Here is a 17,613-nt window from a genome sequence, read left to right on the forward strand (position 1 = left end):
AGGATCGCTACGCTCATCTTTTGTTGACGCGTCCACCCATGCGCTTCTCCCTGTCCTCCGCCGGTTTGCAGGAGTGGAACGGCGATGTGCTGGCGGTGGGGCTGCCCCAGGGCGATGTCGATGCCACGGCAACGGCCCTGGAACAACGCTTTGCCGGCATCACCGAGGCCCTCAAGCAGCAGGAGTTCAAAGGCAAGCCCGGTGATCAACTGGTGATCACGCCCCTGGGCGGGGGCCCGCAGCGCCTGGTGGTGCTGGGCCTGGGCGAGAGCGATGCAATCGATGCCGAGCGCCTGCGCGGCGCCGCCGCCCGGGCCGCCAAGGCCGCCATCGGTTGTGAGGGCAGCCTCGGCCTGCACCTGCCCTGGGCGGGAACCGATGCCATAGAAGCCGCCCGCATCTGTGCTGAAGCGGTGCGGCTCTGCCTCTACAAAGACCAACGCTTCCGCATGGAGCCGGACCCGCGCCGGATCCCCGAGGCCCTGGAGCTGATCGAGCTCGACCCCGCCGCCGAAAGCGGCTTTGCGGCAGTGAATGCCACCTGCGCCGGTGTGGAACTGGCCCGGGAGCTGGTGGCGGCCCCTCCGAACGTGGTCACCCCGGCGGCCCTCGCCGACACTGCCGCCGGCATCGCCAAGGACCATGGCCTTGAGCTCAAGGTGCTCGAGCGCAGCGACTGCGAAGCCAAGGGGATGGGGGCCTTCCTGGCGGTGAGCCAGGGCTCCGATCTACCCCCCAAGTTCATCCATCTGATCTATCGCCCCGAGGGCGAGGTGAAACGCCGCGTTGCCCTGGTGGGCAAAGGCCTCACCTTCGATTCCGGTGGTTACAACCTCAAGGTGGGGGCCGCCCAGATCGACATGATGAAGTTCGACATGGGCGGCAGTGCCGCTGTGATCGGTGCCATGCGCAGCATCGCCGAACTCAAGCCGGCCGGCGTTGAGGTGCACATGGTGGTGGCCTCCTGCGAAAACATGGTGAACGGCTCCGCCGTCCACCCCGGCGACATCGTCACGGCCGCCAACGGCATGACGATTGAGATCAACAACACCGACGCTGAAGGCCGCCTCACCCTGGCCGATGCCCTGCTCTACGCCTGTGAGCAGAAGCCTGATGCCGTGGTGGATCTGGCCACCCTCACCGGAGCCTGCGTGATTGCCCTGGGGGATGAGATGGCCGGGCTGTGGTCCAACAATGACGACCTGGCGGAGGCCCTCGATGCCGCTGCTCAGACGGGCGGTGAAGGGCTCTGGCGCATGCCACTGCGGCAGTCCTACAGGGATGGATTGAAATCGTTGCTGGCCGACATGAAGAACACCGGCCCGCGGCCCGGTGGTTCGATCACAGCAGCGCTGTTCCTCAAGGAGTTCGTGGCCAAAGACACCGCCTGGGCCCACATCGACATCGCCGGCCCGGTCTGGAGTGACAAGGGCAAAGGCGTCAATCCCGCTGGTGCCACCGGCTACGGCGTGCGCACCCTTGTGAACTGGGTGCTGGCCCAGTCATGAGCCGCTCCCCGGTGCGCTGGTACATCAAGGCCCAGCTGGGGGTGCTGCTGCTCCCGGTGGGCCTCTGCCTATTCGGCGAGGCGGTGAGCCGCAAGGTGGTTCAGATGCTGGGCAAGGACGCAGGCCCCTGGTTCTGGTACGGAACCCTCAGCCTGATCTGCATCAATGCCGGCATCGGCCTGATGATCGACAGCGGACTGACCCGAGGCTTTCCAGGGCGACGTCAGAACTGATCAGGGCGCCCAGGTTCAGGACGAAAAATTCTCAGGAAGCAACCGCCTGCAATTCGAGGGTGCGGTCTGGGGTTTCCAATGCATGAATCTGCCACCGTGCTCGTTCAGAGCAGGTTTCCAACACCCGATCTAGATCATCCGATGCGTGCTTCGGCGACGCGTAGGGACCGATATGACGGGTGCCAAGACCATCCTTAATGGTCAGCAGATACATACAACCCTCCTCTCACCGACTGATCGTAAGCATGGACTGAAGCATCGTCGATGGCCGGAAACCCGTCTGTTCACTGAGAACTTGCTGAATCAATCAGGTTGCCGCGCTTAATCTTTTCAACAGGTTGGATGTTGGTTTCTTAAGGAATTCGACCAGATTTGATCAAGTAACGGGCGGCAAATCCCCTGGAGCGATACGGGGTATCGCTCCATTTCATTGGGCTCAGTTGGCTTCAGTGACAGCCGCTGGAGCAGCAGACCTGCCAGACATCTCACGCAGAGAGCCAGCAGCGCAAAGGGTTGAAAGCGCGATCGCAACCAGGGCGGCGCTGTTGATCAGCTTGAGCGCGACGGGCAGATGGGTGTTGACCATCTCGCGGACGTTTGCCATGAAAAAAGTTCATAGTGAACATGCTCATGGTGCGGCCCCTGTCAACGCCGCGAGGGCGCCCGCAGCGCCTGGCCTTTTGTCGTAATAGCGACGACCAGCCACGGGAGCCCAGGCCATCCTGCGGTGGCTCCTTTCGGTGAAGGGGCAATGCGTCGAGCGGGGGTACTTAGGGAACACCCCCTCTTTTTTTGGGCATCAGGCCACAAGAACAAGGGCGACGTTCAGAATCGCCAACCCCACCAGGAACACCGCCGCCAGCAACGCGGCTTCGGGGAAGAATTTGGCAATCACAAAACCCACCCCAAGAAACACCGAGGAGATCACGATGGCGGTGAGATCCGATCCCATCGGCGAATGCTGACTGGCTCGCCCACAGGATGTCGGGATCTTCCTTGGACCGTGGCTTGCCTCCATCCGACTACCCAACAAAAAGCCCCTGCCCTTGAAAGGGGGCAGGGGCAGGAACCAACGGGTGCTTCGGGCTACTTGGTGTAGGTGACGCCCCGGTAGGTGAGGGTGCGGCGGCTTTCGCCGATAAGTTCCTGGCGACAGGTGTTGTAGTGCTCGCGGCGGTAGGTCAATTCAACGCAGGCCTTGGGAGTGGCTGGAGCTGCTGCGTAGATGTGGCCTCGATAGAGAAGTGCAGTCATTGGATGTTCCTCGAAGAAATCCAAGTCCCCGTTCCATGGCTTGGAGCATCTGCGCCCCCCTCAAGAGGGGGTGAACGTTTTGTAGCAACAGCTACAAACTACTTATAAGACAGCCGTCAAGCCCGTGCCGTTCGCGCGAATACACACCGCCCCTTGATCAAGGCCCCTACTCGATCAACAGCCCTTCTCAATCAACAGCCGGAAGAGACAGGCGCACTGGTGGGCCATCCATCCATCGACCAGATCACATCCGAGACCGCATCGGCATTGATCCATTTGATGACGCCCGTATCCACGTCAGCCACCTGAAACAGCGACGGAAGCCTGGGGTGGCGAGCACTTCCCTCGCAGAAGAGCACCTGCCCCATCCACCAATCCCCTTGATCGAGCTGGTCTCCAGCGACGATCACAAAGTGCCCTGGGCGGACGTGGAGAAAGGGAGCCTCCGCCTTCACCGCGAGATCACCGTGATCAACCGACATGAGCCACCCAGAAATTAGTACACCTGTACTCATAGCCATGGCGATATGGGTTTGGCAAGCCGTCAATCGCGCTGGCGTTGAAGCGCAGACGTGTTGCCAGACACTGACGTAAGCACTTTTGCTCCCGGACGTTGACCCGTGGGCGTCTAGGTTTCGACAGTCTTCAGACCCGTAGGCCCCCTCTCGATCGCACAAGGCCCTGAGCCTGCCGCCGTCTAGAACGCCAATCGATGACTGACCGCACTCTCAGCATTTCCGATGCCCTGCGCGAAGCGCAGCTGCAGCGCCTGGAAGCCTCTCTGGCCTGCAAGGCGGCATCCAAGCCTCAGGCCACGACACAGCCAGCAAAAGAGAAGGACAAGGACGCCAAAGCAAGCGACTGATCGCAACAGTCCCCACGCATTCCTTGATCAGATCGGCATATTGAGGAGCATCCGGCAACTGCCGGTGTCCTCAAGTGCTGTGCTGTGGAGTCGCTGCTCTCGATCCTGTTGGGCGTCGCCCTCGCGTGGGCGATCACGCGGGTGATCATCTGGCTGAGCGACCGTGCCCGCATCCGCGGGCGCTCAGCCGAGGAATGAGGCTGCGGCAGCCCTACTTCCCCCAGGCGTTACCGGAGCGAGCGTTGTCGCCCCAGACGCTGTCGAGTCTGCGGTCACGACCGCAGCTGAACCGGTAGAAGTTGTATTTGACGGCGTTGTTCTCCGCGTAGTTCTGGTGGCAGGAGTTCAATATGTCGACCTAAACAGTTGATATACATAGCAACGTCGCACAGAGAAGCAGGCAGCATCTGGATTGCCATACCAGGCTCAACCATGACAAATGATCTTTGCCGCAGGGCTTGTTGCGACGCTTGCTGAGTCCTAAGGAGTTAAATCACACTGCAATTGTACATATTTAGGCACATACGCCAAGGCGCCCAGCTGATTTCAAGTGTTCCACGAATCTTTACCCTGCTGTCTTCTCGAAGAGCAAGAACTTTATTCAAATCTTGACTACTATATTTACAAAAAAGGTGACCAAATTCACTGTCGCCCTCAATGGCTACGCTTTCATCATCAACTTTGTCTACTCTTCCAAATACAGGTGCATTTTTAATGTGGTAATTTTTCGTTGCCAATTCATTTTCACTAAAAAGCTCGTGAATTGCATTGACGTTATATACAGTTATTTCAGCGAGTGCTTAAGGGCAAACAACCCTGTCGCTAGCACCAAGAGAATGCCAGCTTTTTCCAGGAGTTTTAGTGGTTTCGTCCGCCATCGCCTATCTCCAAAATTTTTATCATCGATCCCTAAGGATTATGTGCTTTGACATAGGAAGGGTTACGAGAGTAATTGCTGAGGCTAATAGGGTCAGACTCAGGTCAATTCCATTCAGCATTGGATCGAGCTTTTGCGCCCCAAATATCATCTAGTCGCTTATCTCTTCCACATGCCCAGCGGTAGTAGTTGTACTTCAGGGCATTATTTTGAGCATAATTTTGGTGGTACCCCTCGGCAGGCCAGAAACGAGCCACCTGCCGGAGCTCCACCTTCAAAGCAGACCGTGGTTGTCCGAGCTCGCGGGCCGCCGCCGCCGCACTGATCTCAGCAGCCAGAGCCTGAGCGTCATCAGCCGTGAAGATCACCGGCCGGTAGGAATCGCCGCGGTCGCAGAACTGGCCGCCGCCATCGAGGGGGTCCACATTGCGCCAATAGCTGCGCAGCAGCTCCGCGTAGCTGATCTGATCCTGGTCAAAACGCACCTGCACCGCTTCCTGATGACCAGTCGTCTCACTGCTCACCTGCCGGTAGGTGGGGCGCTCCAGCTGCCCGCCGCTGTAGCCGCTCACGGCATCACGCACCCCGGGCAGATGTTCCAGGTCGTGCTCCAAACACCAGAAACAGCCACCGGCAAAGACCGCCGTCTGCAGCTCAGCCATGGCGCGCTGGGGCCAGCTGAGCAGCATCAGGCAGGTGAACAGCAGCAGCAGGGTTCGTTTCATCCGATCACCTGATCAAAGATGGCCTTGGCCGCCCGCTCGGTGACCCCAGGAGCACCCAGGGTGGTCCGCAGCCGCGCGTACCCCACCAGCATGGCCTGGCGCTCCGGTGTAGCAGTCAACAGGGGGAGCGCCCTCTCCACCAAGGCTTCGGCCGTGAGTTCGTCCTGCAGCAGTTCCGGCACCAACCGCTGCTTGAGCAACAGATTCACCGGCGAAATGTGATCCACCTGGAAGCGCAGCACGTGGCGGGCAACCCAGGCCGTCAGTCGGCTCACGCGGTACCCCACCACCTGGGGAACCCCCTGCAGGGCCAGCTCCAGATTCACCGTGCCGGATTTGCCCAAGGCGAGATCCGCAGCCGCACAGAAGGTGGTCTTCAACCCATCCGCTTCAGCAGCGGGAATCACCCGGGCGTTGCGCACGCCGGCCTCCTGCAGCGCTGCAGCCAGGGGCGCTTCGAACTGTGCAAGCCCAGCGGGCAGCAGCACCTGAAGATCAGGATGGCTTTGCTGCAACAAGGCCGCCGCCTGGGCCAACGGTGGCATCAGATAGCGCAACTCTTGGGTCCGCGAGGCCGGCAGCAACAACAGCACTGGGGCATCAGGGTCCAGACCCATTTGGCGGCGGGCGCTGGCGCGATCGGGCATGTTCTGAAAGTTGTCCAGCAACGGATGGCCCACCCAGCTCACATCCGCACCGCGGGCGCCATAGAACTCGGCCTCAGCAGGGAAAACCGCCAGTACCTTGTCGGTGAATTCGATCAATCGAGTGCTGCTGCCATCACCAAAGCGCCAGGCCCATTCCTGGGGGGCGATGTAATAGGTGATCGGAAGCTCGGGTTGCTGGCGCCGCAGCCGCGTGCCCAAGCGCACATTGGCCCCGACATAGTCGATCAGCACCAACCCATCAAGGGGCTTGTCCTCCAACAGCGCATCCACCCGGGCCTGTTGCCGCAGCGTGGGAAGAATCAAGGGAAGGGCCTCCCACAGGCCGATCGCCCCCATGGGCGCGGTGTCGGCGATCAACACGGCACCCGCCGCTTCCATGCGCGGGCCACCCAGAGCCAGCACCTCCAGCTCAAGTCCCCGTCGTTCCGCCTCCAACCGCAAGGCGCGAATCAACAGGCTGCCCTGCAGATCACCGGAGACCTCCCCGGTGCTGATCAGCAGCCGAACCATCAGCGGCCCTGCACCGGCATCGGCCCCCGTCGACCCTGACCCGTGGAGGCTTCAAGGAACCTGCAGAAGTGCTCAGCCGCCGGCAGCAAGGGCTGGCTTCTGGCCTGCTGAAGCGCATCGGCAATCACCAGGTCAGAGCGATACATCAGGGTCCAGATCTCCTGAAGCTGCTTGAGTTCAGCACCGTCATGGTTGGCAGCTAGGCCACGGCGCCGCAGGCCCACACGGTTCAAACCCCGCACGCGGCCCGGATGGCCTTCGACCAGGCAATAGGGGGGAACATCTCTGTCGACACGGGTCATCCCGCCCACCATCGCCATCCCACCGATGTGAACAAACTGGTGAATGCCCAGACAGCCACCGATTACTGCACGGTCTTCGATCACCACGTGGCCCGCCACCTGAATGGCGTTGGACATGACGATGTTGTTGCCGAGATCGCAGTTGTGGCCCAGATGGCAATAAGCCATCAGCAGGTTGCCGTTACCGATGCGGGTCACATCACCCTCTTCGGTGGCGCGGTTGATCGTCACGCATTCCCGCAGCGTGTTTCCATTACCGATCAACACCTCGGTGTTAGCACCGCGGTACTTGAGATCCTGCGGCGGAAGACCCAGGCAGGCGCCCGGGTACACCTTGTTTTCACGGCCAAGGGTCAGCCGACCATCCAGCACAGCATGGGGACCGATCCAGGTGTTCTCTCCGATCACCACCTCAGGGCCGACCACCGCACCCGGGCCGATGACCACGCCGGAGGCCAGCTCGGCCTTCGGGTCCACCACCGCCGTTGGGTGGATTTGCTGTGACGCCGTTTGCTGCGACATCCCGCTCAGTCCACCAGGGAGAACATCAATTCCCCGGAGCAGGCCAGATCGCCGTCAACTGTGGCCTCCGCCTTCACCTTGCCGAAACGTTTGCGCTTGAGGCTGAGCAGTTCACAACGGATCACCAGCTGATCTCCAGGAACCACAGGGCGCCGGAAGCGTACCCCGTCAATCCCTGCAAACACGAACAGTCCCTTCGGCAGATCGGGCATCTGGGTCACAATCAGACCACCCACCTGCGCCATCGCCTCAACAATCAGCACCCCAGGCATCAGGGGACGCTCGGGGAAATGCCCCTGAAACTGGGGCTCGTTCATGGTCACGTTCTTGATCGCCGTGGCGGAAACCCCGGGCTCATGGGCGATGACCCGATCCACCAGCGCGAAGGGATAACGGTGCGGGAGCAAACCGGCGATCTGCTCGCTGGTGAGCACGACGTTTGGGGTGGTGGATTCAGTCACAAAGCGGCTGCGAGATCGGTGTGAAGACCATGGGATCCCTTGTACACAAGAACCTGTGCCTGGGGAAAACCGACGAGGGCCAGGTCGCCGATTAGGTCCAAGAGCTTATGGCGCACTGGTTCATCCTCGAACCGCAACGGTGGATTCATCCACTGATCACCGTCACAGACCAGGGCATTGTCCAGAGCTCCGCCCTGGATCAATCCCGCAGCGCGCAGCTGCTCCACCTGCTCCCGGAACCCAAAAGTGCGTGCTGGAGCGATCTCATCGACGAAGCGTTGGGGCGTTAGCTCCAAGGCGAATTGCTGTCGACCGATGGCCGCCTGCGGGAAATCGATGATGCCTACAACACCAAAGCAATCTGACGGAGTGGCGGTGATCACACTGTTGCCGCGGGTGCGCAGCAGTGGTTGCTCCAGCCGCGGTGTAGCAGGCCGCGGGGTGGCCGCCGGCACCAACCCAGCGGTGGCAATGGCCTCCACCCAACCAAGCGCTGAGCCATCCAGCAGGGGCACTTCATGGCCGTTGAGGCCAATCTCCACATGGCTAAGCCCACAACCGGCCAGAGCGGCCAGTAGATGTTCAACAGTGGCAACCTTGCTGGAGCCCAAATCCAAGGTTGTGCACAACTGGCTGTCGCGCACCTGATCCGGCCGCAGCTGGATAGGCTGCTCCATCCCCGGCAAACGCATGTGGAACCCCGGCTGATCCGTTGGCCGAAGCTCCACCGTGGCCTCAGCTCCACTGTGGAGGCCAATGCCAGAGCGTGATGTTTGCTCCGCCAGTGTCCAACCAGCGGAGTAGTTCTGGGGCCAGCTGGTCACTAGAACTTCCAGCCCACGCCCAGATTGAAGCGATAGTCGGATGAAAAGTCTTTAGTGGCCACCTCCAAGCGGATTGGGCCGACTGGGGTGGTAACGATCACTCCACTACCCACAGAGACACCAGAACCGTCTTTATCCAGAAGCAGACCGGGTTTACCAGGCACATCCTCCTGAGTGCCGAAATCAGTACCAGCATCCATGAACAATTCACCGGAGAAAATACTGATCAAGGGGAAGCGGTACTCGATCGTCAATTCACTAAAGGCCTTCGAAACAGCTAGATCGCAGTCATACCAACCACGAATCGAGTTGGAGCCACCCATGCAAAACGCCTCGTGGGGGGGAGCTTCACCCATGAGGAGGCCGCCTTTAATCTGCAAACCAATGGCCTGCGGACAATCGGCCTGCTCGCCGGGCTTGGGTCGACAGCTCTTATGAAGCTTGAGCCAGTCCACTGGGAAGAACTGCGTGTAGCTGGCCCGCAACCGGTTGAAAGTGGGAGAGTCGTTATTGATTCCCACGAATTGCTCAGTTCCGGCCGAGAAAAACCTCCCGACGGTGGGATTGCGGGAATTGTTGAGCGTGTTGTAGGTAGTAGCAAAACGAGTCCCAATGAGTGTGTTGCTATCTGCGCAGTTATACGAAACGCAAATAATTTCATCTTTGCCGACCTCACCACTCCCTTCACTGCGCTTTTTGGAGGAGACGGCGTAGGGCCTTGAATCACCTGCAAAGTTGATTGGCCGCACTTCAGCAAAAGACATGCCGGCCACAACACTCCACTTAGCATCTTTGTGCGGATCACCACCGTTCAAAGGACGGGCGAAGGAGAAGCTGCCGCCAGTCTTGCGCAGGACCACAGTGTCGCCCTCGTAGTCGAACCAACTGCGATTCGGATAAGCGGCTTGCGCCAAATTCACATCATCAGGAGCTGCAATACCTCCCGTAAAGTTGTAAATATTGCCTATTTCATAAGCAGAATTGGAGCCATTATTGGCATATTCCTTTGCCGTACGGATGTTGCCATTGTCATCGCTCTGGAAGACCTGAGGCACCTGCTGACTCAAGAAGAGAGACGTGCGGAAGCTCGTGCGGTGCTTATCGCCGTAAATCCAGGGGTCCGAGAAGTTGAGGTTGGCAAGTCCGCCGTATTGCCCGTAGGTGATGTTGGTGCCCAAATTCCAAGCTCTGCCAAGGAAATTGGTTTCCTGCAACTGCACCTGACCAAACACACCCTGGCTTTGGCTGTAGCCAAGACCACCGGAGAGCTGTCCGGTGGACTGCTCAACGATGCCAAGAACAATCACAACATCGCCAGGCTGCGCGGGCACTGGCCGCAACGTCACCTTCACATCGCTGAACAGCTGGGTTCTGTACAACCGTTTGATATCCCGCTCCAGCTGGTTGCGATTGAAGGGATCGCCAGGCTGAATCGAAACCTCTCGGGTGATCACCCACTCCCTGGTTTTGCCGCGGATGGGATTGCCGTTCTCATCGGTGTCATCGCCATCTTGGGTGAGGAATTTGACATCGACACCCGCAACACTCCCCTGGAGCAGCTTCAACGTAACCACACCCTCAGGACTGACCCGTTGCGGACCGGACACTCGCGCCAGGGAATAGCCCTTACCGGCCACTGAGGCCTGCAGGGCCTTCATCCGCTGCTGCAGATCGTTGAGATTGAGCGTACGGCCGTAATCGGAGGCAAACGTCTGCTCAATCAGCTCATCCGAGAGGAGATTCTCCTCGTCACCGTTGATCTCCACAGCACTCAGCGGAGGGAAGGGCTGCACCTGAACAACCACTTGAACCCCGAGCGGTCCGTTCTGCGGAACGATCCGCACATCCGAGAACCAACCTGTGGCCTGAATGCCATTCAGATCGTTCTGCAGCTCCTCACGGGTCACACGCATTCCCGGACGCACCTGCATGGCGTCGTAGGTGGAGATCTGAAGACGTTCCTCTTCTGGGTGACCCTCGAGACCCTCAATCAGCAGCTCGGAGATCAGCACCCGGGGCTGTTCCACCAGGGTGTCTTCAACAACGACCTCTTCACCCTCAGCAGCTTGGTCTCCAGACATGACCTCCTGAGCCATCACAGGTGGAGCCACCAGGGGGATCCCCAGCATCAGACCCAAAACCGTGCCACGAACAGCAACCGAGGAGCGGCGGGTCGAACGGCGGATCATCGAGACGCAGGCTGGGCCGAAGCCACAAAAGTTGCGCTGACCTTACAGGCAGTTGCGGGGGTTGGGGCAGCTGCTTTGGATCCGTTTAAGGACCTCCCCGTAGGCCTCCATGACCCCACCGAGATCCTTGCGGAAGCGGTCCTTATCCAAAATTCGGTCCTCGGGATTGCTGTTGCGGCGGTCCCAGAGCCTGCAGGTATCAGGACTGATCTCGTCGGCAAGCAGGAGCGTTCCATCCGATGCCAGCCCCAACTCCAGTTTGAAATCCACCAGTTGCAGATCAAGCTCTTCAAAGAACGGCAGGAGCACGGCATTCACCCGGCGGGCCAGTTGTTCAATCGCTAACAGTCGCGCTGGGTCTGCCACACCGAGCAGCTGCACGCGCGCCTCAGTGAGCAAGGGATCGCCCAACGAATCGTTCTTGTAATAAAGATCCAGCAGGGCGGGTTCGATGGCTGTGCCCTCCGCGATAGGCGTCTGACGACACAGTGATCCGGTGGCGGTGTTGCGCAGCACCACCTCGAGGGGAATGATCTGCACCCGTCGCACCAACATCCAGGTTTCCCCGGCCAGACCGCAGTAATGGGTCGGCACCCCCTCACGCTCCAGCAGCTCGAACAACCGTGCTGCGATCTGGCAATTCAGCCGACCTTTGTCGTCAAGCTGGGCTTTCTTCTGGGCATTGAAGGCGGTGGCGTCATTCTTGAACTCCACCAGCACCCGGTCGGGATCCGTGCTGGTGAACACCCGTTTGGCCTTGCCTTCGTAAAGCAGCTCTCCGTGATCGGGCGTCATGGCGACGGTGCAACGGCTGTTGGTCTTACAACAGCATGGCCTCCGGGATCCCGCGGTGAACGCAGCAGGGGATCGGGTTCGGCCTCCGGCTGCAGTTGCTGGAGCGCATAACGGTCATCAAGAACAGTGGCCAGCCGTTGGATCCGCTGCCGCGGCCGCGCGCCATCGCCCCCAGCCGCCAACTGCAGGTGCAGCTGTTGATGCAGCAGGTCCATGGCCAGTCCCCAGGCCTCCGCTGCCGCGGCTTGGTCCAAGGCGGTTTCCAGCAGCTGATCGGCCTGCTCGAACTGATCGGCATCGAACCATTGCGCCGCCCGCGCCAGTCGTTTGGCCCCCTGAACGCCCGTCAGATCGCCCAACAGCTGCAGCTCCACAGCCACAGCGTTGTGGCCCAGAGCCGCTTCATGCCAAGCCAATTGATCCAGCCCATTGCCCTGATCCGACATCGGCTTTCCAGGGAACAGAGGCGCATCCAGGGCTTTCAGATTGCCATCCACCAAACGGCGCAGCGCCAAAGCCGCCTGGCGGTGATCCAGGGCCGCTGCAGCAGCACGCCAGCGCAACGACAACCACTGACTCCGTTCATCGCCAACGCGGGGGAAGTAGCGGTTGAGCACCACGGCTGCAGCTTCGGGGGCACCGCAGCTCATCAAGGCTTCGGCGTTGGCCAGCACCAGCTCCAAGGAATCGATCACCGGATGCAGCTCCAGCAGCCGATCACGCAAGGCCTGGCGACGGCCGTCGGAGTTGGCGATGCGGGGGTTGAGACAAGCCTGCTCCGCCGCGGCCAGATCCATCTCAGCGAGAACGCTCTGAAAGCGTTCCTCGCGCATCACGTGCAGATCCGGGGCTGCCGTGACAGCAGCCAGAAGGGTGAGGGCGAAGGGGAAAAGGGGAGTCCCCATGGCGGGCTGCGGTCTACAAAGGAAAACCTACGAGGCCCAAACCGTTCCTCCCGCAACCATGGCCATGTCGTCCACCCGTCCCACCACGCTGCCCGCCCTCCAACGTGCCCTCGTCGTCGGTGGCGGCGGCAGGGAACAGGCCCTGGCCTGGGCCCTGAGCCGTTGTCCGGGCCTGGACACGGTCTGGATCACCCCTGGCAACGGCGGCACGGAAGGCAGCGCCATGGCGGTGGGTGAAACCGACAGCGCTGGGTTGATCGCGCTGTGCCAGCAGAACGGCGTCGACCTGGTGGTGGTGGGTCCGGAAGCGCCGCTGGCTGCTGGTGTTGCCGATGCCCTGCGCGATGCGGGCTTTGCCGTGTTCGGCCCGGGAGCGGAGGGGGCCCAACTGGAGGCGAGCAAAGCCTGGGCCAAGCAGCTGATGCAGGAGGCGGGGGTCCCCACCGCTGGCCACTGGGCGGTGACCAGTGAAGCCGAGGCCCTGGCGGTGTTGCAGGAGGTGCAACGGCCTCTGGTGGTCAAAGCCGATGGCTTGGCCGCCGGCAAGGGCGTCACGGTGGCGGACAGCGTGGAGGAATCGGAAACCGCCATCCGCGAAGCCTTTGAAGGGCGTTTCGGTGCCGCCGGCTCCCAGCTGGTGCTGGAGGAGCGGATGGAGGGCCCTGAAGTGTCGGTGTTCGCCCTCTGCGATGGGGAGCGGATGGTGCTGTTGCCCCCGGCGCAGGACCACAAACGGCTCAAGGACGGTGATCGCGGACCCAACACCGGCGGCATGGGCGCCTATGCCCCCGCCCCGCTTCTGGATGCTGAGGGCCTCGAGGAGGTGCGCCGCATCGTGCTCGAGCCCACCTTGAAGGCCCTGCGCCAACGGGGCATCGATTACCGCGGCGTGATCTATGCCGGCCTGATGATCACGGCCGATGGGCCCCAGGTGATCGAGTTCAACTGTCGCTTCGGCGATCCCGAATGCCAGACCTTGATGCCCCTACTCGGCCCTGAACTGGGCGCCGTGCTGCAGGCCTGTGCTCTCGGACGCCTCGATCTGGCCCCTCAGTTGAGCATCGCCGAACGCTGCAGTGCCTGCGTTGTAGCGGCCGCCGAGGGCTACCCGGAGACCCCCCGCAAAGGCGATGCGATTCGCATCGACCTCGCCCCCAGCCCCAACCATCAGCTATTTCATGCCGGCACCCGCCGCGACAGCTCCGGCGAACTGCTCACCGCAGGGGGCCGGGTGCTGGCCGTCGTCGCCCAGGGCGATGACTTCGATGCCGCCTTTGCCGAGGCCTACAACGGCCTCAATCAGCTGGATTACGCCGGAATCACCTACCGTCAAGACATAGGCCATCAGGTGCGCTCGGGCGGATGAGCAGCGGCAGCGGAGCAGCAATCGCTGATTGGGCGCTTCCTCCCAATGGCAAGCCGCCGGGGGACGACCAGAACCTCTGGGACCGCATCACCGCCTGGTGGGCGGAATTCACCCTCCAGACCAAGCTGCTGGCGATCGCCACCCTGGTGGTGAGCCTGATGATGACGGGCATCACCTTCTTCGCGCTGAACGGAATTCAGCGCGATGCGGTGATGAACGACACGCGCTACGCCCGGGATCTGGGCCTGCTGCTGGCCGGCAATGTCACTGAGCTGGTGGCGCAGGGCCAGGACCGTGAGCTGGCCAACGTCGCCGAAAAGTTCTGGCGTTCCAGCCGCAGCGTCCGCTACATCTTCTTTGCTGACCCCGAAGGCGTCGTCTATCTGGGGATCCCGATCAGCGGAACCCCCAGCAGTGGCGATGGAGAGCTTCGTCTCAACCGGCGACTGGAGCTGCCCGAAGAGCTGCGTCGACGCCCCCAGAACCCCCTGGTACGGCAACACCTCACGCCCCAGGGTGCCGTCACCGATGTATTCGTCCCCCTGATCCGGGGGGGTCAGTACTACGGCGTTCTCGGCCTCGGGGTGAACCCGAATGAGACCGCCCTGGCCAGCGCAGCCCTCACCAGGGAGGTGACCGTGGCGGTGTTCATCTCGATCTGGGTGCTAGTGATCCTGGGCGCGGTGTTCAACGCCCTCACCATCACCCGCCCGGTGAAGGAACTTCTGCGGGGGGTGCGCTCGGTCGCCTCCGGCAACTTCGGTGCCCGGGTTGACCTGCCAGTGGGCGGGGAATTGGGGGAACTGCTCACCGGCTTCAACGCCATGGCCTCCCAGCTCGAGGCCTACGACGAGGCCAACATCGAGGAGCTCACCGCCGCCCAGGTGAAGCAGCAGTCGTTGATCGCCACCATGGCCGACGGAGCCATGCTGCTGGATGCCGACGGCCGCATCGTGCTGGCCAATCCCACAGCGCGGCGTCTGTTCCGCTGGGAAGGACGCAGCCTGGAAGGCCAGGAGCTGGTGGGGGAACTGCCGGAACTGCTGGCCATCGAACTGCACAGTCCCCTCGATGCCCTGCTCGGTGGCGCGGCCGACAGTGAAGACCTGCGCTGCAGCGTGGGAGAACCGGCCCGCACCCTGCGCATCGTTCTGCAAGCGGTGCGTGATGCCAGCGGTGAAACCCTCAAGGGCATCGCCGTCACCATTCAGGATCTCACCCGCGAGGTGGAACTGAATGCGGCCCAGAGCCGCTTCATCAGCAACGTCTCTCATGAACTGCGCACGCCGCTGTTCAACATCAAGAGCTACGTCGAAACCCTGCACGACCTCGGCGATCAGCTCAGCCCCGATGAACAGAAGGAGTTTCTCGGGGTCGCCAACGACGAAACCGATCGACTCACCCGGCTGGTGAACGATGTGCTGGACCTCTCCCGGCTGGAGTCGGGCCGGACGCTGCAGTTCGAACCGATCAGCATGCGTCCGGCCATGGAGCAAACCCTGCGCACCTACCGGCTGAATGCCGAGGATCGCCAGGTGGAACTGGTGCTGGATGTTCCCGAAGAACTGCCCGAGGTGCTGGGCAACTGGGACCTGCTGCTGCAGGTGCTCGACAACCTGGTGGGCAATGCTCTGAAGTTCAGCCGGCCCGGCGGCCCCCTGGCGCTGCGGGCCTATCCCTGGCCCGACGCCTGTTCGGTGGAGGGAACGGCGATCACCACCAGTGATGGACCCACCTGCGCTCTCACCTCACCGCTGCCCAAGCTGAGGGTGGAGATTGCCGACACGGGCTGCGGCATCAGCAGCGCTGATCAGGAGCGCATCTTCGATCGCTTCTTCCGGGTCGAGAACGCCGTTCACACGGAAGTGGGCACCGGACTGGGTCTTTCGATCGTGCGGGGCATCCTCGAGAAGCACGACGCCCAGGTTCAGATGGCGAGTGAGCCCGAGGTGGGCACCACCTTCTGGTTCGACCTCCCCCTGGCGGAGGCCGACAAGGATGAGCTGCAATTGCAAGCAGAACGGCGCAGCCGCAGCGCCATCGCCGAGGCCTTGGAGCTTTAGTTCAGTCCTCGGTGGAGACGCCGCGGGCGATGCGCGACAACTCGCTGCGCTCATCGGTGGTGACCCGATGGGGCACACCGGAAATGATCCGCTCGAAGTTGGAGAAGGAATCCTTGATCTGAGGGCCATTCCCCGTGATCACAAATTCGCGGATGCCCTTGTCGTGCCATGAACCGCGCATCTTGAACACGTTCAGGGCGCGGGCCATCTCCCCGCGGATCTCCACGTACTGCAGCAACAGGATCGTGTCAGTGATCGTGGAGATGTGGGAGTCGGTGATCGAATGGCTGCCCATGAACTCCTCAGAGGTGTTCGTGAAGAAGCCGGCGATCTCCTCCTGCTTGGCGTAACCGGTCACCCCGATCACGAACTGACGGAAGGCGTTGTGGCTCACACCGCGCGCCAGGGCGGAGAGGGAATCGATCGCCATCCGCGACGGTTTGAACTGGCTGATCTCCGTCTTGATGATCTGCAGGTGATCCTCAAGGCCCGTTGATTCGGGATAGGCGCAAATGATCTTGAGCAGCCCGTCCTGCTCCATCTGCTCGAAGTCGATGCCCCAGCTGGTGCCGTTGCGCAGCAGCTGAGCCCTCGATTCCTCATAGGCAAACAGGATCGCGCGTTCCTTGTTGCGGCAGGCGTCTTCGATGAATTTGGAGACGAGCATCGTCTTGCCCGTTCCGGTGGCACCGGTGGCGAGGATGATCGAGTCCTTGAAGAAACCTCCGCCGCACATGTCGTCCAAGCGCGGCACGCCGGAACTGACCCGGACGTTGGATGACCGCTGGGTGAGGCGCATGGCCCCGAGCGGGAAGATGCTGATGCCGTGGGTTCCCATGGTGAAGGGGAACTCGCCCTTCATATGGGTGGTGCCCCGCAGCTTGAGAATCTCAAGGGTGCGCCGACGCCGCTCTCCTTCGAGCACATTGCGCAGAATCACCACGTTGTCGGAGACGAATTCCTCAACGCCGTAGCGGGCGATCGGGCCGTACTCGTCGATCCGTTCAGTGGTCATCACCGTGGTGACGCCGATTTCCTTGAGCCTTGCAATCAGCCGAAAGATCTCACGGCGCACCACGAACACAGCGTCGTACTGCTGGAACACCGCCGTGATCGAGTCGATAGCGACGCGCTTGGCCTTGTATTTGCGGATGGCGTAGTTGATCCGCTCGATCAAACCGGAGAGATCAAAACTGCCGGCCACGTCCTGACCGTCAGGATCCGGTGAGGCGTCGAGGATGAAGAGCTTGTCCTGCTCGACCATCTCCTGCAGGTTCCAACCGAAACTGGCGGCGTTGCGCAGGATGTCGAGGGGCGATTCCTCAAAGGTGACGAAGATGCCGGGTTCGTCGAACTGCTTGATGCCGTTGTGGAGGAAGTGCAGCGAAAACACCGTCTTGCCGGTGCCGGACGTGCCGCTGATCAGCGTGCTGCGGCCGATCGGCAGGCCGCCCTGGCACACATCATCAAAGCCCTCGATCCCTGTCGGGAGCTTTTGAACCTGCATCTGAGGCTGACCGCTGGTCGGGGGGAACTGCATGGCAAC

At 61.4% G+C, this 17,613-nt stretch carries 19 protein-coding genes and 1 pseudogene; 5 read left to right on the top strand and 15 right to left on the bottom strand.

Features of this window, described 5'->3' with window-relative positions; translation table 11 throughout:
- Positions 1-38 precede the first annotated feature (38 nt).
- Both DXY02_RS11385 and DXY02_RS11390 read left to right on the top strand, forming a co-directional pair.
- Positions 39-1,508 carry a leucyl aminopeptidase gene (locus DXY02_RS11385; protein ID WP_114989452.1) on the top strand — a complete coding sequence of 490 codons (1,470 nt, stop codon included), beginning with the start codon at positions 39-41 and terminating at the stop codon, positions 1,506-1,508.
- Positions 1,505-1,741 carry a hypothetical protein gene (locus tag DXY02_RS11390; RefSeq protein ID WP_114989453.1) on the top strand — a complete coding sequence of 79 codons (237 nt, stop codon included), beginning with the start codon at positions 1,505-1,507 and terminating at the stop codon, positions 1,739-1,741. Before DXY02_RS11385 ends, DXY02_RS11390 begins: the two co-directional genes overlap by 4 nt.
- A 31-nt stretch (positions 1,742-1,772) precedes the next feature.
- Here DXY02_RS11390 and DXY02_RS11395 read toward each other — a convergent pair whose 3' ends face one another.
- The 5 genes from DXY02_RS11395 to DXY02_RS11405 all read right to left on the bottom strand — a co-directional run bounded on the left by DXY02_RS11395 (position 1,773) and on the right by DXY02_RS11405 (position 3,477).
- Positions 1,773-1,955, bottom strand: a complete 183-nt coding sequence (locus DXY02_RS11395) for a hypothetical protein (RefSeq protein WP_114989454.1) — start codon at positions 1,953-1,955, stop codon at positions 1,773-1,775.
- 222 nt (positions 1,956-2,177) lie between these two features.
- Positions 2,178-2,345: a hypothetical protein gene (locus tag DXY02_RS12770; RefSeq protein WP_170950489.1), complete on the bottom strand. Its 168-nt coding sequence runs from the start codon at positions 2,343-2,345 to the stop codon at positions 2,178-2,180.
- 195 nt (positions 2,346-2,540) lie between these two features.
- Entirely contained in the window at positions 2,541-2,693 is a 153-nt protein-coding gene (locus DXY02_RS12775) for a hypothetical protein (RefSeq protein ID WP_170950490.1), read from the bottom strand.
- Between the two features lie 134 nt (positions 2,694-2,827).
- Entirely contained in the window at positions 2,828-2,995 is a 168-nt protein-coding gene (locus DXY02_RS11400; protein WP_244276317.1) for a DUF4278 domain-containing protein, read from the bottom strand.
- A 191-nt stretch (positions 2,996-3,186) separates the two neighbouring features.
- Positions 3,187-3,477 carry a DUF3104 domain-containing protein gene (locus tag DXY02_RS11405; RefSeq protein ID WP_114989456.1) on the bottom strand — a complete coding sequence of 97 codons (291 nt, stop codon included), beginning with the start codon at positions 3,475-3,477 and terminating at the stop codon, positions 3,187-3,189.
- 230 nt (positions 3,478-3,707) lie between these two features.
- On the opposite strand from DXY02_RS11405, the gene DXY02_RS12780 reads away from it, so the two are divergent.
- Positions 3,708-3,860, top strand: a complete 153-nt coding sequence (locus DXY02_RS12780) for a hypothetical protein (RefSeq protein ID WP_170950491.1) — start codon at positions 3,708-3,710, stop codon at positions 3,858-3,860.
- Positions 3,861-4,071: 211 nt separating this feature from the next.
- Here DXY02_RS12780 and DXY02_RS12865 read toward each other — a convergent pair.
- From DXY02_RS12865 to DXY02_RS11450, 9 genes and pseudogenes are all read right to left on the bottom strand, one after another.
- Positions 4,072-4,197 (bottom strand): annotated as a pseudogene (locus DXY02_RS12865) (peptide-methionine (S)-S-oxide reductase); the annotation flags it as partial.
- Positions 4,198-4,841: 644 nt separating this feature from the next.
- Positions 4,842-5,462 (bottom strand): peptide-methionine (S)-S-oxide reductase MsrA, encoded by a 621-nt coding sequence (gene msrA, locus DXY02_RS11415; RefSeq protein WP_114989457.1) that lies wholly within the window; start codon positions 5,460-5,462, stop codon positions 4,842-4,844.
- Entirely contained in the window at positions 5,459-6,640 is a 1,182-nt protein-coding gene (gene lpxB / locus DXY02_RS11420; RefSeq protein ID WP_114989458.1) for a lipid-A-disaccharide synthase, read from the bottom strand. Before lpxB ends, msrA begins: the two co-directional genes overlap by 4 nt.
- The gene (lpxA, locus tag DXY02_RS11425) at positions 6,640-7,464 is read right to left on the bottom strand and encodes an acyl-ACP--UDP-N-acetylglucosamine O-acyltransferase (protein WP_114989459.1); all 825 of its coding nucleotides are present in this window, start codon (positions 7,462-7,464) and stop codon (positions 6,640-6,642) included. Before lpxA ends, lpxB begins: the two co-directional genes overlap by 1 nt.
- 5 nt (positions 7,465-7,469) lie before the next feature.
- Positions 7,470-7,925: a 3-hydroxyacyl-ACP dehydratase FabZ gene (fabZ, locus tag DXY02_RS11430; protein WP_114989460.1), complete on the bottom strand. Its 456-nt coding sequence runs from the start codon at positions 7,923-7,925 to the stop codon at positions 7,470-7,472.
- The gene (gene lpxC / locus DXY02_RS11435) at positions 7,922-8,749 is read right to left on the bottom strand and encodes a UDP-3-O-acyl-N-acetylglucosamine deacetylase (protein ID WP_114989461.1); all 828 of its coding nucleotides are present in this window, start codon (positions 8,747-8,749) and stop codon (positions 7,922-7,924) included. Before lpxC ends, fabZ begins: the two co-directional genes overlap by 4 nt.
- A complete protein-coding gene (locus DXY02_RS11440) occupies positions 8,749-10,938 on the bottom strand; it encodes an outer membrane protein assembly factor (protein ID WP_114989462.1) in 2,190 nt (729 codons plus the stop codon). Before DXY02_RS11440 ends, lpxC begins: the two co-directional genes overlap by 1 nt.
- Before the next feature lie 42 nt (positions 10,939-10,980).
- Positions 10,981-11,733, bottom strand: coding sequence for a phosphoribosylaminoimidazolesuccinocarboxamide synthase (purC, locus tag DXY02_RS11445; RefSeq protein ID WP_114989463.1), 753 nt, complete (start codon positions 11,731-11,733; stop codon positions 10,981-10,983).
- On the bottom strand, positions 11,730-12,638 hold the full coding sequence (locus DXY02_RS11450; protein ID WP_114989464.1) for a hypothetical protein: 909 nt from the start codon (positions 12,636-12,638) through the stop codon (positions 11,730-11,732). Before DXY02_RS11450 ends, purC begins: the two co-directional genes overlap by 4 nt.
- A gap of 58 nt (positions 12,639-12,696) precedes the next feature.
- Here DXY02_RS11450 and purD point away from each other — a divergent pair, with 58 nt between their 5' ends.
- Complete coding sequence (purD, locus tag DXY02_RS11455; protein ID WP_114989465.1) at positions 12,697-14,004, top strand: phosphoribosylamine--glycine ligase; 1,308 nt, start codon at positions 12,697-12,699, stop codon at positions 14,002-14,004.
- On the top strand, positions 14,001-16,067 hold the full coding sequence (locus DXY02_RS11460; RefSeq protein ID WP_114989466.1) for an ATP-binding protein: 2,067 nt from the start codon (positions 14,001-14,003) through the stop codon (positions 16,065-16,067). The genes purD and DXY02_RS11460 overlap by 4 nt, the downstream gene beginning before the upstream one ends.
- Position 16,068: 1 nt before the next feature.
- Here the strand turns inward: DXY02_RS11460 and kaiC are convergent, their stop codons facing one another.
- Positions 16,069-17,607: a circadian clock protein KaiC gene (gene kaiC / locus DXY02_RS11465; protein WP_011365071.1), complete on the bottom strand. Its 1,539-nt coding sequence runs from the start codon at positions 17,605-17,607 to the stop codon at positions 16,069-16,071.
- Positions 17,608-17,613 lie beyond the last annotated feature (6 nt).

The sequence above is a fragment of the Synechococcus sp. N19 genome, from assembly GCF_900474045.1.
In the GTDB taxonomy this organism is placed as follows: Bacteria; Cyanobacteriota; Cyanobacteriia; order PCC-6307; family Cyanobiaceae; genus Parasynechococcus.